Source organism: Arsenicicoccus bolidensis DSM 15745, assembly GCF_000426385.1.
GTDB lineage: Bacteria > Actinomycetota > Actinomycetes > Actinomycetales > Dermatophilaceae > Arsenicicoccus > Arsenicicoccus bolidensis.
The window spans coordinates 282,288-295,510 of record NZ_AUFG01000001.1 but is presented as its reverse complement, the minus strand read 5'-3'; the positions used below and the strand labels follow the sequence as shown (position 1 = coordinate 295,510).

Annotated in this window: 14 protein-coding genes and 1 pseudogene; 4 read left to right on the top strand and 11 right to left on the bottom strand. The window is 70.5% G+C overall.

Features of this window, described 5'->3' with window-relative positions; all coding sequences use genetic code 11:
• The 8 genes from K313_RS0101335 to K313_RS0101295 form a co-directional block, all read right to left on the bottom strand.
• On the bottom strand, positions 1 to 229 hold a 229-nt coding region (locus K313_RS0101335; protein WP_240483912.1), incomplete at its 3' end, for a transposase.
• 114 nt (positions 230 to 343) lie between these two features.
• On the bottom strand, positions 344 to 469 hold the full coding sequence (locus tag K313_RS23335) for a hypothetical protein (protein ID WP_240483911.1): 126 nt from the start codon (positions 467 to 469) through the stop codon (positions 344 to 346).
• 22 nt (positions 470 to 491) lie between these two features.
• Positions 492 to 689 carry a hypothetical protein gene (locus K313_RS0101325; protein ID WP_019284856.1) on the bottom strand — a complete coding sequence of 66 codons (198 nt, stop codon included), beginning with the start codon at positions 687 to 689 and terminating at the stop codon, positions 492 to 494.
• A 17-nt stretch (positions 690 to 706) separates the two neighbouring features.
• Positions 707 to 1,270 carry a nucleotidyltransferase family protein gene (locus K313_RS0101320; RefSeq protein ID WP_029210100.1) on the bottom strand — a complete coding sequence of 188 codons (564 nt, stop codon included), beginning with the start codon at positions 1,268 to 1,270 and terminating at the stop codon, positions 707 to 709.
• Between the two features lie 267 nt (positions 1,271 to 1,537).
• A complete protein-coding gene (locus K313_RS0101310) occupies positions 1,538 to 1,864 on the bottom strand; it encodes a type II toxin-antitoxin system PemK/MazF family toxin (protein ID WP_029210099.1) in 327 nt (108 codons plus the stop codon).
• The gene (locus K313_RS0101305) at positions 1,861 to 2,067 is read right to left on the bottom strand and encodes an antitoxin MazE-like protein (RefSeq protein ID WP_029210098.1); all 207 of its coding nucleotides are present in this window, start codon (positions 2,065 to 2,067) and stop codon (positions 1,861 to 1,863) included. The genes K313_RS0101310 and K313_RS0101305 overlap by 4 nt, the downstream gene beginning before the upstream one ends.
• A 404-nt stretch (positions 2,068 to 2,471) precedes the next feature.
• Entirely contained in the window at positions 2,472 to 2,840 is a 369-nt protein-coding gene (locus tag K313_RS0101300) for a hypothetical protein (RefSeq protein WP_019284852.1), read from the bottom strand.
• A 211-nt stretch (positions 2,841 to 3,051) separates the two neighbouring features.
• Positions 3,052 to 6,522 carry an ATP-binding cassette domain-containing protein gene (locus K313_RS0101295; protein ID WP_029210097.1) on the bottom strand — a complete coding sequence of 1,157 codons (3,471 nt, stop codon included), beginning with the start codon at positions 6,520 to 6,522 and terminating at the stop codon, positions 3,052 to 3,054.
• A gap of 140 nt (positions 6,523 to 6,662) precedes the next feature.
• Here K313_RS0101295 and K313_RS0101290 point away from each other — a divergent pair, with 140 nt between their 5' ends.
• Together K313_RS0101290 and K313_RS0101285 are read left to right on the top strand one after the other, a co-directional pair.
• Positions 6,663 to 7,226, top strand: coding sequence for a YbhB/YbcL family Raf kinase inhibitor-like protein (locus K313_RS0101290; RefSeq protein WP_029210096.1), 564 nt, complete (start codon positions 6,663 to 6,665; stop codon positions 7,224 to 7,226).
• Positions 7,227 to 7,337: 111 nt separating this feature from the next.
• The gene (locus tag K313_RS0101285) at positions 7,338 to 8,774 is read left to right on the top strand and encodes a GuaB1 family IMP dehydrogenase-related protein (RefSeq protein ID WP_029210095.1); all 1,437 of its coding nucleotides are present in this window, start codon (positions 7,338 to 7,340) and stop codon (positions 8,772 to 8,774) included.
• Between the two features lie 24 nt (positions 8,775 to 8,798).
• Here the strand turns inward: K313_RS0101285 and K313_RS0101280 are convergent, their stop codons facing one another.
• Both K313_RS0101280 and K313_RS0101275 read right to left on the bottom strand, forming a co-directional pair.
• The gene (locus K313_RS0101280; protein ID WP_029210094.1) at positions 8,799 to 9,341 is read right to left on the bottom strand and encodes an isochorismatase family protein; all 543 of its coding nucleotides are present in this window, start codon (positions 9,339 to 9,341) and stop codon (positions 8,799 to 8,801) included.
• 119 nt (positions 9,342 to 9,460) lie between these two features.
• Positions 9,461 to 10,870, bottom strand: a complete 1,410-nt coding sequence (locus K313_RS0101275) for a sugar porter family MFS transporter (RefSeq protein ID WP_029210093.1) — start codon at positions 10,868 to 10,870, stop codon at positions 9,461 to 9,463.
• A gap of 490 nt (positions 10,871 to 11,360) precedes the next feature.
• On the opposite strand from K313_RS0101275, the gene K313_RS19570 reads away from it, so the two are divergent.
• Positions 11,361 to 12,149 carry an Abi family protein gene (locus K313_RS19570; protein ID WP_240483910.1) on the top strand — a complete coding sequence of 263 codons (789 nt, stop codon included), beginning with the start codon at positions 11,361 to 11,363 and terminating at the stop codon, positions 12,147 to 12,149.
• A 5-nt stretch (positions 12,150 to 12,154) separates the two neighbouring features.
• On the opposite strand, the pseudogene K313_RS0101265 reads toward K313_RS19570, so the two are convergent.
• Positions 12,155 to 12,568, bottom strand: a pseudogene (locus K313_RS0101265) (TrmH family RNA methyltransferase); the annotation flags it as partial.
• A gap of 318 nt (positions 12,569 to 12,886) precedes the next feature.
• On the opposite strand from K313_RS0101265, the gene K313_RS0101260 reads away from it, so the two are divergent.
• The gene (locus K313_RS0101260) at positions 12,887 to 13,192 is read left to right on the top strand and encodes a hypothetical protein (protein ID WP_009881334.1); all 306 of its coding nucleotides are present in this window, start codon (positions 12,887 to 12,889) and stop codon (positions 13,190 to 13,192) included.
• The last annotated feature ends 31 nt before the right edge of the window (positions 13,193 to 13,223 follow it).

Genomic DNA, 13,223 nt, shown 5'->3' with positions numbered 1-13,223 from the left:
CCACGGTGACGTCGCCGCCTTTGGTCGTCAGCAGCTTCGGGCGGCTGCCGTTGCGCTCGGTGGTCCGCCCCGGTGCGCGCTCGTACCGGGCGGCGCCGATCACCTGCGCGGCCTCGGTCTCGATCAGCTCTTGCAGGACCATGCGCACGGACTCGCGCACCAGGTCCACGCCCTCGCCGGCGCGAAGTGCGTCCAGCAGGTCGGACACGGCAGACTGGGGAAGGGTCATCGGTGAGATCTCCTCTGGTGAGTACTTGGCGGTACACACCGAGCATCTCGCCGATGACCCCTCTACGTCAGGGAGCCACACCCACTCCCCAAACCCCACCACTCCACGGGACTCTTACCTCTGGCGCAGGGTTCGGGTCAACGGCACGACCTGGATGACGTTGGGGCCGCCGCCCAAGATTCGAGCGGCCGTGACGACGACGGCTGGCCGGCGCAGGCCGGCCTCGCTGCCCGTGGGCATGCCCAGGTCGAGTTCGACGACGTCACCCGGCGTCAGCATTGAGCCAAGCGACTTCGTCGTCCGACAGCCTCCCCGCCAGGTCGCGTGCTACCGCGTCCTGGTCCAGGGCGCGGATTGCTCTCATCACCGTCTCGTCGACAGTCTCGTGACGCTGAGCCGCCAAGCGGGTCACGCGCGCGTGAGTGGTTCTGCTGACGCGGATCGTCGTTGTGTCGGCCATGGGATGAACTCTGGTCGCTACCAGGGCTCGACGGTGAGGCTGGGCCACCGAGCGGCATAGTCGCACGCTTTGGCGTCATAGACCTGCTTGGGCGCGAGGCGACGGTGCGGGCGGAGGTGCATGCCGAGGACATCGTCGAGGCCGAACGGTGCATAGAGCCGTAGCCCGGACTCGTCCCTGGTGACGCCGACGCAGCAGGCCGTTGAGGCGAAGGCCCGGATGGCGTCGGTGGCGCTGCTGAAGGGAGGGCAGGGCTTCCCGAACTTCTTTTCGTACCAAAGGTGGACGCGTGCCTGGTTCCGGACCTCGAGCGGTGCTGGGATGTCCGCCATGAGCTCGTCGGCGGCGCGGATGACGCCGTCCTCGGCCTCCCAGCTCAGGTCGGAGTCGTCGTGGTAGAAGACGTCGTAGTCCTTGATGCCGTACCCGGCGGGCTTGCCCTCGACGGAGTTCCAGACGTTCTGAAAGACCGCACCCGCCGTCAGCCACCATTCCGTCAGGCCCAATGATGGGAGGCGGTCCAGGACCGCGGCACACACAGGGTCGGCGAGCACCGCCGCCAGCACGATCTCATCGTGCACGTCCGAGGAGTGGCCCACCGCGTCAGCGTCTCACAGGGTCGGCCTCGCGCTTGGTCGTCTGGTCATCGGGCGGGAGACTGGGGCCCATGGGCACCTGGCTTGCATGGGGGGGCTGCTCGAGGACGTCAAGCGAGCGGCGGAGGCCGACGACCGCTCGGTCTCGGCGTGGATCCGCCGAGCCGTCGAGCACGAGCTGTCCCGCTCCGCCTAGAACCTCTGACGTCCGACGCGCGGCAAGAGCGGATGACGTCGGGTCTGCTGGGTGGCCTATCTGGCCAGACCGAGGAACGCCATCAGGGCCCGTTCGACCTCTACGAGGCCTTCGGGAGTCAGCCGACCCACACGAGTACCGACGTTCTCGCGGCGAACGGTGGTGATCTTGTCGATCATGACGTGGCTCTCGTGCTGCAGGCCGGTGAGGTCGTCCGCGACGACGCGAACGCGTAGCAGAGGAGCATCGACCAAGGTCGTCGTCAGCGGCATGACCGTCACCGAGGCGGTACCGGCGAACAGGTCGTCCTGCACGATCAGCGCAGGCCTGGGCTTGGACGCGTACACGCCCCCAGCCACGGTCCACAGCTCGCCGCGTCTCACTCCTCGTCCCAGGAAGCGCTGATCGCCTCGACGAACGGCTGGTCATCGGCCAGCTCGTCCGAGCCTGCGACGATCCCTGCCTGACGGTGCGCCTCCTGCGCAAATCGCTCGCTGCGCACGTCAGGGACCCAGATCTGCACCGGCCGAAGGCCGCGTGCACGCATCCTGCGCCGGTACTCACTGACTCGATGCTTCACCGTCATGCCCACCACGTTACATGTAACAAGCGTTCAGGACCGATAGGTGAAGCGCGCTGCCATCGGCATGAGCGGACGTCCCGAGCCCGACCCACGCTCCGACCCTGACGCCAGACCACCGGAATGGCTCGACGACCAACGTCCGTGAGGAAGTCGTCGAGCGTCTTCGCCATGTCGATCACGTTCCCGTCAGTGCTCGTTGGGCTCACGAGCTTGTCCAACAGACACACGGCGGGGTCGTGCTCCACAACCAGGACGCGGGCTTCGTCGACGGTGCGCGTCGACGCGCTGGGCGACGGGTTCGGGACACTGCGGGCCGTATGCCGTGGCGGGGCCGCCGCGGGGCCAGCTGACCACCCTGCTGGACCGCCAGCCTCGAACCGGCAGACAGGGATCGAGGTGGTGCCGGGTCAGCGCTGAGCCCGCGCCGTGTCGAGCACGACCGAGGTGGAGCCGACCTCGGTGCACGTGAAGGTGATGTCACCCTGGACGAAGTCCTCCCCCTGCGCGCACACGTTGTCTCCTTCGCCGACCTGGATCGTGGCGGTGCCGCCCTGGGTGGCCTCGGCCAGCCTGATCTTCTCCCGCACCCTCCTGAATCGGCCCTGCGAGTTCAGCGAGCGCGGCAGGTCGTGGAACTCGGTGCCTGAGATCTCGAGGCGGCAGCTGCCGCTGCTGTCGCACCGACTGCTCCACGAGCCCGTCTCGCACGCTGAGAGCAAAAGCGTCGCGGCGACGGTGCCAAGAGCGGTGGCGAGGTGACGACGAGACCTGGTCATGGGCACGACAGCAGTATAAGGGTGAGGCTAGAGGGTCACGGGTCGACCGTTTCGCCGACCGGCGCGCCGCCGCAGCGTTGTCGTGCACCGCGAACGCGGACATCGTTCTGCAGCTCAGGCAGGTCCCGCGGGTCTGTCGACTCCCAGGTGGTCAGTCGGAGTCGGTCAGTGGTGAGCACCGTGGTCCGCACACCCCACAACCTGGCCTGGCTCACCCGGCGAGGTGCGCCCAGCGACGGCCGAGGTCGGACCAGGGGCCGACCTCGGCGACGCGGCCGTCCACGACCACGACGACACGGTCCGCCTGAGCGAGCGCCGCGCGCTTGGAGCTGGCGCCGACGACGGTCATCGACCGGGCGCGCAGGGCCTGCCACAGCTCGATCTCGGTGCGCGCGTCCAGCGCCGAGGAGACGTCGTCGGCCAGCAGCAGCTCGGCGTCGGCGGCGACCGCGCGGGCCAGGGCCAGGCGCTGGACCTGACCGCCGGACAGGCGGACCCCGCGGTGGCCGACGAGCGAGTGGGCCCCGCCGGCCTGCTCGACGTCCGGTCCGAGCCGCGCCACCCCGATGGGGCTCTCGAAGGCGCGGTCGAAGCCGAGCCGGACGTTCTCGTCGAAGGTCCCCGACAGCACTCGGGGCACCTGTCCGACATACGCGACCTGACCCGGCCGCAGGAAGACCTCGGGGTCGGTGATCTCCTCGCCGTTCCACCGCAGGGAGCCGCGGTGGTCGGCCAGCCCGGCGACGGCGCGCAGGAGGCTCGACTTACCGGAGCCGACCTGCCCGACCAGCAGCACGAGCTCGCCCCGGTCGATGTCGAGGTCCACGTCCTCGACGCCCACCGTGCCGTCCTCGTGCACGGCGGACAGCCCGCGCATCGACAGGCGCCGCAGCGGCACGCGGGGGGTGGAGGCCGGCTCCGGGGCGGTGCCGGCGACCAGGTCGACGTCCGTCGGCAGGGCGACGAGGTCTGCGCCCCCCGCCATCCGGCTCGTCGCCACCTGCCAGGCGCGCGTGCCCGGGGCCTCGGTGACCACGGCGCCGGCGACCCGGCCGAACCAGTCGAACCCGTTGACCGCGCTGACGACCAGCAGCGCGGTGGCCAGGCCCCACCGGCCCGTCAGGACCCCGCCCCACGCCGCGACGGCGCCGGCCTGGACCATGACGGTGGGCACGCCGTCCAGGAAGGCCTGGACCCGGTGCTCGCGCACCGCGGCTGCCACCCGTCCTGCGTCGACGTGGCGCAGGTGGCGGCGCACCTCCGGCATACGGCCGGCGAGCTTGACTGTGCGGGCCGACTCGAGCACGGACACGAGGACCCGGCCGAAGCGGGCCCGGGTGGCCGAGGCCTGGGCCGCGGACCGCCCGGCGACGGGGCGACCCACCGCGGAAGCGGTCGCGGACGCGGCCATGACGACGAGCAGGACGAGGCCCGCCATCCAGGTCCCGGCGGCGATCGCGGTGACCAGGCAGATCAGCAGGCCGTTGACGAAGTCGACCCACCGGTCGGCGTAGCGCGCGTAGCGGTCGGAGTCCATGGCCCGGGCCACCACCTCGCCGGCGGGGACGCGCTCGAGGCGGCGCTGCCCGGTTTGGCCGACGAGCACGGACATGCGTACCCGGAGCAGGACCTCGATCCACCAGCGGGGATAGCGCACGACCGCCGAGGCGAGGGCCACCGGGCCCAGGAGCGTGACGGCCACGACGAGGCCCAGCCACCACCACGGGGAGGCGCCACCCTGGAGGGCCTGCACGGTGTGGCCCCAGGCATAGCCCGTGATGGCGCCCAGCGCGCCACCGAGCGACTGCGCGAGAAAGAGCGACGCGGCGAACAACCCCCACGTCGGTCGCACCGCGAGCACGTTGAGAATGCCTCGGGCCAGGGACGGTCCGTTGCCCGGGTCACGGGGGTTCGGGGGCTCGCCGCGCCGGCGGACGGTGCCCAGAGCGGTGACGGCGGTGCTGCCCTCGGGGGCGCCCGGGGTCGTCTCGCCCTCGGGCCGAGGGGCCGGGCGCACGTCCGTCTCCCGCGCCGCCTCCAGGAGGGTGAGGAAGGGGCCGGGCTCGGCGGCGAGCCGGGCCCGCTCCCCCGCCTGCACGACCCGGCCGTCCGCGAGGACGGCGACGAGGTCGGCGCGGGCGATCGTCGACAGCCGGTGCGCGATGAGGATGCCGGTGCGGCCGAGGAGCAACCGCTCGGACGCGGCCACGACGCGGGCCTCGGTGAGGGGGTCCATGCGGGCGGTCGCCTCGTCCAGCACGACGACCTGCACGTCCCGCATCAGCAGCCGGGCGAAGGCGAGCAGCTGCTCCTCCCCCGCGGACAGGACCGTGCCGCCGGGGCCGAGCAGGGTGTCGATGCCGTCGTCGAGACCGGCGACCCAGTCACCGAGCCCCAGCTCGGCCACGACCTCCTCGATCCGGTCGCGGGGCGCGTCGGTGAACAGCGAGATGTTCTGCGCGAGGGTGCCGGCCAGGATCTCGGTGCGCTGCGTGACGACACCCACGGTGCGACGGAGCTCCTGCAGGTCGAGGTCCAGGACGTCGACCCCGCCGAGGAAGACCTCGCCCGGACGCGGGTCGACCGCGCGCGAGACCAGCGAGGCGAGCGTCGACTTGCCCGACCCCGTGCGTCCGACGAGCGCCAGGGTCTGCCCCGCGGGCAGCGTGAGGTCGACGTCGCGCAGCGCGAACGCGCCCTCGGCGTACGCGAAGGTCGCGTGGCGGAACTCCAGGGTCACCGGGCCTGGGGGCAGCTCCTCGCCGCCGTCCGGCTCCGGCTCGACGGCCATCATCTGGCGCAGGCGCAGGATGGCGCCGAGCCCCGCCTGCAGGTCGGGCAGCTGGTCGGCGACGCGACCGATGTAGCCGACGAACGTCGCGGTGATGAGGAAGAGCGTGACGAGCTGGGGGACGGACAGCCGGTCGGTCGTGGCGAGCATGACCCCGACGGCGGCGACGGCGGCGAGCAGGGCGTGGAGGATCACCCCGGTGCGCAGGGTCACCGCGCGCTCGAGGGTCAGCACCTCGTGGAAGCGCCGGTGCACCTCGGCGGACAGAGCGGCAAGACGGCGTATGGCGAACGCCTGGCCGAGGCTCGTCCGCAGGTCGTCCTGCGCGGCGATGCCCTCCTCGAGGGCTGCGGCATGGTCGGTCCACGCGGCCTCCTCCACCACCTTGCGCCGGGCGATCTCGTCCAGGAGGCCGCGCACGGACAGGATGGCGGCCGCCGCGAAGACCGGAAACAGGAGCACCGACGGCCACCAGGTGAAGCCGGCGACGACGAGCATCGGGACGATCGAGACGATGGCGCGCAGCATCATCCAGACCTGGATCCGCACGAGGGAGCCGACCTCTCGGGTGTCGTCGTCGACGCGGTCGAGGATCTCCCCCACAGGCTGCTCCGACAGCGTCGGGAGCGGCTGGCTCAGCGCGGCGTCGAGCAGGTCGTCCCGCAGCCGCCCCTCGGCCCGGTCGGACACGGCGGCCCACAGCCAGCGGCCGAGGGTGTCGACGGCGGCTCCCCCGATGACGCAGGCGGCGAGCACCCACAGGAGGGTCCACGAGACCTGGTCGGCGAGCCGCCCCGCCACCACGGTGCCGAGCGCCGTGCCGACGGCTCCGGTGGTGAGCGCCAGGAGTGCCGCACCGGCCGTGGGGCTCCGGAGGCGGTGCCAGGTCACGGTACGGTGATCAGCGGGGCGAGCACGGCGGCCGGACACAGTCACGGCGGTCGAGCCTACGCGAGCGAGGAGCCCGACCACCACGGACTTTCGGTGCCCCACGCTGGGTGCGCTCGGAGGGCTCGGCATAGGGTCGGAGCATGAGCTCCCTCGACCGACCCATGGCCCCGGACCCCTACGAGCTGCTCCCCCAGGTGGCGTCGTTCACCGTCACCAGCGAGTCCTTCGACGACGGCGCGGACCTGCCCGACGCCCAGCTCTTCGACTCCTGGGGGATGACCGGCGACAACCGGTCCCCCCAGCTGAGCTGGACCGGTGCTCCCGCCGAGACCCGCGGGTATGCCGTCACCTGCTTCGACCCGGACGCCCCCACGCCGAGCGGCTTCTGGCACTGGCTGCTCGTCGGCCTGCCCGCCGACTGCACCTCGCTGCCCGAGGGCGCGGGCGCCGAGCGTGGCAAGCACCTGCCCAAGGGCGCGTTCATGATGGCCAACGACTACGGACTCAAGGCGTTCGGCGGTGCCGCCCCGCCCGCCGGCGACCGCCCGCACCGCTACATGTTCGCCGTGCACGCCCTCGACGCCGACGACCTCGGCCTCGACGACACCGCGAGCGGCGCAGCGACCGGCTTCACGCTGGGCTCGCACACGCTGGCGCGCGCCGTGATCACCGGGATGTGCGAGGTGCCGGGCGACGACGCCTGAAGCGGCGCCTGAGCCCGGAGTCCGAGCCCCGGTCCGAGTCCCGGTCCGAGCCCGGGGCTGCGCCCGTGGCGGGCCGCTCGTGCGGGCAGTCCTCGCAGTAGACTCGGACGAGTGCGCTTTCTCAACGGCCTGGAGCCGAGCTTCGACCTGACCTACGACGACGTCTTCATGGTCCCATCCCGGTCGTCCGTCACCTCCCGCCTCGACGTCGACCTGTCCACCGACGACGGCAGCGGCACGACGATCCCCCTCGTGGTGGCCAACATGACCGCCATCGCGGGGCGTCGCATGGCCGAGACGGTGGCCCGTCGAGGCGGGCTGGTCGTCATACCCCAGGACATCCCGACCGACATCGTCGCCGAGGTCATCGCGGACGTGAAGTCGCGCCACCTGGTCTATGACACCCCCATCTCGGTCAAGCCGCACCACACCTGCGGCTACGCGCTCGGCCTGCTCCCCAAGCGCGCGCACGGCGCCGCGATCGTGCAGGTCGACGACCGGCCCGTGGGCATCGTCACCGAGAACGACCTCGTCGGCGTCGACCGCTTCACCCAGCTGTCCGAGGTGATGAGCACCGAGCTGCTCACCGTCCCGGTGGACACCTCGCCGCGCGACGCCTTCGCCCTGCTGCACGACCACCACCGCAAGCTCGCCCCTGTCGTGGACGCCGACGGCCGCCTCGTCGGGCTGGTCACGCGTCAGGGCGCGCTGCGCGCCTCGCTCTACGGCCCCGCCACCGACGACCAGGGCCGGCTGCGGATCGCCACGGCCGTCGGCATCAACGGCGACGTCGCCGCCAAGGCCGCCGCTCTCGTCGAGGCCGGCTCCGACCTGCTCGTGGTCGACACGGCCCACGGGCACCAGGACAAGATGATCGAGGCGCTGCGCGCGGTGCGCTCGACCGGCATCGACGTGCCGATCGTCGCCGGCAACATCGTCTCCGCCGACGGCGTCCGCGACCTCGTCGAGGCCGGGGCCGACATCATCAAGGTCGGCGTCGGCCCGGGCGCCATGTGCACCACCCGCATGCAGACGGGCGTCGGCCGCCCGCAGTTCAGCGCCGTCCTCGAGTGCGCCGCCGCGGCCCGCGAGCTCGGCAAGCACGTCTGGGCCGACGGCGGCGTCCGTCACCCCCGCGACGTGGCGCTCGCGCTGGCCGCCGGGGCGTCCAACGTCATGATCGGCTCGTGGTTCGCCGGCACGCTCGAGTCTCCCGGCGACCTGCAGCGCGGCAGCGACGGCCGGGCCTACAAGGAGTCCTTCGGGATGGCGTCCAAGCGCGCGGTCGCCAACCGCACGGCCGCGGAGTCGAGCTACGACCGCGCCCGCAAGGCGCTGTTCGAGGAGGGCATCTCGGCCGCGCGCATGTACGTCGACCCGGCCCGCCCCTCCGTCGAGGACCTGATCGACGAGATCGTCTCCGGGGTGCGCTCCTCCTGCACGTATGCCGGCGCCCGCTCCCTCGCGGAGTTCCACGACCGCGCGGTGGTGGGCATCCAGAGCTCGTCCGGCTACGCCGAGGGACGGCCGCTGCACCAGTCCTGGTAACCCCTGCGCGGTGAGCGTGCTGTGTCAGCCGCCGAGGGCGTCCGCCGTGGTCGTGACGCTGCCGCGGACGCCTGGCAGGACTGTGTTGTCGGCGTGCAGGTTGAGCATGTTGATCGCCTGCTCGGGTGCGTACTCCGCGCCCCACTGCCGCAGGTCGCCCGTGGTGTGGGCGTCCGCGACGAGGGTCATGGGGTAGCCGCGATAGAGCCCGCCGTAGAAGGTGCTGCGGATGCAGGCATCCGTCTGGGCGCCGCACAGGACGACCTCCTGCGCCCCGACCTGCCGGAGCTGGTCCTCGAGGTCGGTGTCGGCGAAGGCGTCGCCGTAGCGCTTGTCGACCACGGGCTCCTCGCCCGGGTCGAGCTCGCTCACGATCTGCCACCCGTCCGAGCCGAGGACCAGCTCCTGGTCCGCGTTGTGCCGCACCCAGATCACGGGGACCGAGCGGTCACGCGCCCGGTCGACCAGGGTGCGGACGTTGCCGATGACGGCGTCGCTGTTGATGGACTCGGCCATGACGTCACGCTGGACGTCGACTACGAGCAGGGCTGCTGTGGTGTCTGTCATGGCTCGACGCTAGCGACCGTTGCGGACGGAATCAGTCCTGAGACCGTCCCGTCCGCAACGAGCCGCAGACGTCCAGCACCTGGCCGTACCCCGGGAGGCGGCGGCCCGTCATACGACCGTCAGTGCATGACCGGGGTGGGGCCACCGGCCGAGTCGCGGGGGTCGTGGGTGAGGCCGAGCTTGGCCTCCATCTCCTCGAGCGGCACGCCCTTGGTCTCGGGCATGACCTTGAGGACCCAGAAGAGCTGACCGACCATGAACACCAGGAAGATCGCGAACGCCACGCCGCCGCCGAGGGCGCCGATGATGGGCGGGAAGAAGGTCGAGGTCAGCCACGCGAACACCCAGTGGGTCAGCGAGCCGAGCGACTGGCCGCGGCCGCGGATGCGGTTGGGGAAGATCTCGGAGATGAAGACCCAGATGACCGCGCCCTGGCCGAACGCGTGCGCCGCGATGAAGACCAGCAGGCCGATCAGCACCAGGATGCTCGAGGTGGAGTCGAAGGCCCCGCCCTTGCCCTTCTCGTAGTAGAACATCAGGCCGGACAGGAAGCCGAGGCTGATCAGGTAGCCCACGGAGCCGATCAGCATGAGGCGCTTGCGGCCGATCTTGTCGATCACGGTGAGGGCGGTCATGGTGGCGACGAGGTTCATGAAGCCGACGGCCACCGACATCAGGAAGGCCGCGTCGGTGGAGGCGCCGGCCTTCTTCATCACCTCGGGGGCGTAGTAGAGGATCGCGTTGATGCCGGACATCTGGTTGAACATCGCGATGGTGAACGCGAGCAGGATGACCTTGCGGTGCTCCTTGACGAAGAACGGCACGGAGGGCGCGTTGGCCGCGGACGCGAGCGAGGAGTTGATCTCCTGGATCTGGAGGTCGGCCTCCTCGCGCGTCTGGGTGAGTCGGCCGATGACCTCGCGGCCCTCCTCGTCGCGGCCGTTGGCCATGAGCCAGCGCGGCGTCTCGGGGACGGCCATCAGCATGATCAGGAAGATCACGGCGGGCACGGCCATGACGCCGAACATCCAGCGCCAGTCGGTGGCCTCGTCGTTGACGATGATGCGGATGAGGTAGTTGGACAGGTAGGCGAGCAGGATGCCCAGCACGATGTTGAACTGCACCAGCCCGACGAGGCGACCGCGGACCTTGGCCGGGGCGATCTCGGCGGTGTAGATCGGGGCGCACACGGAGGCCGCGCCGACGCCGATGCCCCCGAGGAAGCGGAAGATCGACAGGATCAGGATGTTGGGCGCGAAGGCCGTGCCGAGGGCGCCCAGGACGTAGAGGATGCCGATGACGAACAGGACCTTCTTGCGGCCGAACTTGTCCGCGGGCTGACCCGCCGTCAGCGCTCCGAGGATCGTGCCGAGGAGGGCGACGCCCACGGCCCAGCCCAGTGCCGAGTCCGACAGGGAGAACTGGGCCTTGAGGGCCTCGGTGGTGCCGGAGATGACTGCGGTGTCGAATCCGAAGACCAGACCACCGAGCGATGCGACGAGAGCGCTGCGCAGGACAAGTGGCTTCATGGCGCATGATCCTGCCCCCACCGACCCCGCATCGCGCGCCGAAAAATGGTGCAGGGACGCGGTTTCGACGATCGTGACCCGAGCGATACCTACCGGGCCGTCAATCGGGCGGTCGCCCGGCTGGTCAGACCCCTACCCGCAGCAGGATCGAGCAGGGGCAGCTGTTCCTGTGCACAGCAGCGCGGCCGAGCCTTGGACGTGCTATGTTCGGAGAACTACATCCCCCACGCCTCTCCACGATGCGCACTTGGGGGATTTTCTTTGCCCGTGGCGAGGGAGGACGCATGGCACGTTCCCCAGGACCACCGCGCCAGCGCGGCTCGCTGACCTACGCCAAGCCGCCTTTGAGCCTCGACAAGCTCCTCGACAGACTCTCCGACCGCGGTCTGGACATCCCCGATCCCCAGCGTTCCGCGCGATACCTGCGCCATCTCGGCTACTACCGTCTCTCGCCGTACACGATCCCGTTCCAGCAGGTCAGTCCGACCACGTGTTCCGGGAAGGCACCGCCTTCGACGATGTCCTCGACCTCTATGTCTTCGACCGCGCTCTGCGGCTGCTGGTCATGGATGCTCTCGAGCGCGTCGAGGTCGCCGTCCGTGCAGCGATGACCGACCACATGTCGACCACCTACGCCGACCCGCACTGGTACGTGGACGCCCGGCACTTCGGCGACCGGGGCAAGCACTCCGGCCTCCTGGAGATCGTGCGGGGCACCTGCGACGAGCGGCTGCGCGGGACACCGGACGCCGGGGAGGACTCACTCGTCCACCGCTCGGCCCTCGAGCACTATCTGACGACCTATGCCGCACCCGAGCTGCCACCGTCCTGGCTCATGGTCGAGACCCTGACGATCGGACAGCTCGCCAGCGCGTACCGGAACCTGGGCCGACGCGCCGACCGGACCGCTGTCGCCAAGAGCCTCGGCCTCACCGCGCCGATCCTGGAATCCTGGCTCCAGACCTACGTCAGGGTGAGGAACGTCTGCGCCCACCACGGCCGCCTGTGGAACGTCGGCCTCGGTGTCTACCCAGCCATCCCGAGCTCGCCCACGATCTCCTGGCTGGTGGGTCCGGACGCCCTCCCCGAGCGGTCGAGGAAGCGTCTCTATCCCGTGCTCGTATCGCTGCAGTCGGTGCTGGACTCGGTCTCTCCGCACAGCAGCTGGGCACGACGACTCCACGATCTGATCGGCGCTCGACCACCGATGAACCTGGCCGGGATGGGCATCCCTGAGCAGTGGGTGGACGACGACTTCTGGAGAAGGCACATCGTCTGACTCCTCTACCGCAGCGCCCACATGGCCACCGCCGAGGCCGCCGCGACGTTGAGCGAGTCCACTCCCCCGGCCATCGGGATGCGCACCACCGAGTCCGCCGACGCGACGGTCCGCGCGGACAGGCCGTCGCCCTCGGTGCCCATCACGACCGCGAGCCGCTCCGGCTGCGCGGCGGCCAGCTCGTCCAGGGACACCGAGTCGTCGCTCAGCGCCATCGCGGCGACGTGGAAACCGTTGTCCCGCAGCAGGTCCACGCCGGCAGGCCAGGGGTCGATGCGGGTCCACGGGACCTGGAAGACCGTGCCCATCGACACCCGGATCGAGCGTCGATAGAGGGGATCGGCGCAGCGCGGCGTCACCAGGACGGCGTCGACCCCGAGCGCCGCGGCCGAGCGGAAGATCGCGCCGACGTTGATGTGGTGTCCGGCTACGATCGGCTGCAAGGAAACCGCGCCTGACCAGGCACAACGGCATAAGCGCTTATCGCATGAGCAATTGGATAGATCATACCGATAGCGACGACTCTGGCTTTTGTATCGCAGTGAGTGAGGATGCCGAAGCGCCGAACTGCGATGAGATCGAGACGGCTCCGGCACTTGTCCAGGTGGCGTGCTGACGGGGATGCGGGCGGTCCTGCAATGTAGATTGGAACGTCGGACACACCGAGCGAGGTGGTGGTTTCGCCGAACGGTGCCACACTGCGAGATCGCCGAGCATTCGAGGAAGGAGGGGCATTGATGATCAGCAGCCCGTTCAACACGAGCGCGTCCAACTTCGGCAACGCGGCGATGCAGACGGCCGACGTCCCGTGGGACACTCCTGTGAAGATGCGGCTGGGAGCCGACGGGCCCGGTGAGACCGGCGCGTACATCGAGGTCAGCACCACTCGTGGATTCGCCAAGCGGATCCCGATCGACGAGGCACGCTTGTCCGAGTGCCGGCAAGAGCAGGACGGTGCGGCCGGGATCGCGCTGTGCCAGCAACTCGTCGACGACCTGGCCGCGCGGATCAAGACGGCCGTGGCCGAAGCGGTGCGCGGTTGAACGGCCAGGCCGAGATGCTCGAACATGCCGC

Bases quoted from the DNA above. Each gene is read 5' to 3' on its own strand.
- K313_RS23335 (WP_240483911.1), bottom strand. From the start codon at position 469: ATGCCCACGGGCAGCGAGGCCGGCCTGCGCCGGCCAGCCGTCGTCGTC.
- K313_RS0101325 (WP_019284856.1), bottom strand. From the start codon at position 689: ATGGCCGACACAACGACGATCCGCGTCAGCAGAACCACTCACGCGCGC.
- K313_RS0101305 (WP_029210098.1), bottom strand. From the start codon at position 2,067: ATGACGGTGAAGCATCGAGTCAGTGAGTACCGGCGCAGGATGCGTGCA.
- K313_RS0101300 (WP_019284852.1), bottom strand. From the start codon at position 2,840: ATGACCAGGTCTCGTCGTCACCTCGCCACCGCTCTTGGCACCGTCGCC.
- K313_RS0101290 (WP_029210096.1), top strand. From the start codon at position 6,663: ATGAGCTCCCTCGACCGACCCATGGCCCCGGACCCCTACGAGCTGCTC.
- K313_RS0101280 (WP_029210094.1), bottom strand. From the start codon at position 9,341: ATGACAGACACCACAGCAGCCCTGCTCGTAGTCGACGTCCAGCGTGAC.
- K313_RS0101275 (WP_029210093.1), bottom strand. From the start codon at position 10,870: ATGAAGCCACTTGTCCTGCGCAGCGCTCTCGTCGCATCGCTCGGTGGT.
- K313_RS0101260 (WP_009881334.1), top strand. From the start codon at position 12,887: ATGATCAGCAGCCCGTTCAACACGAGCGCGTCCAACTTCGGCAACGCG.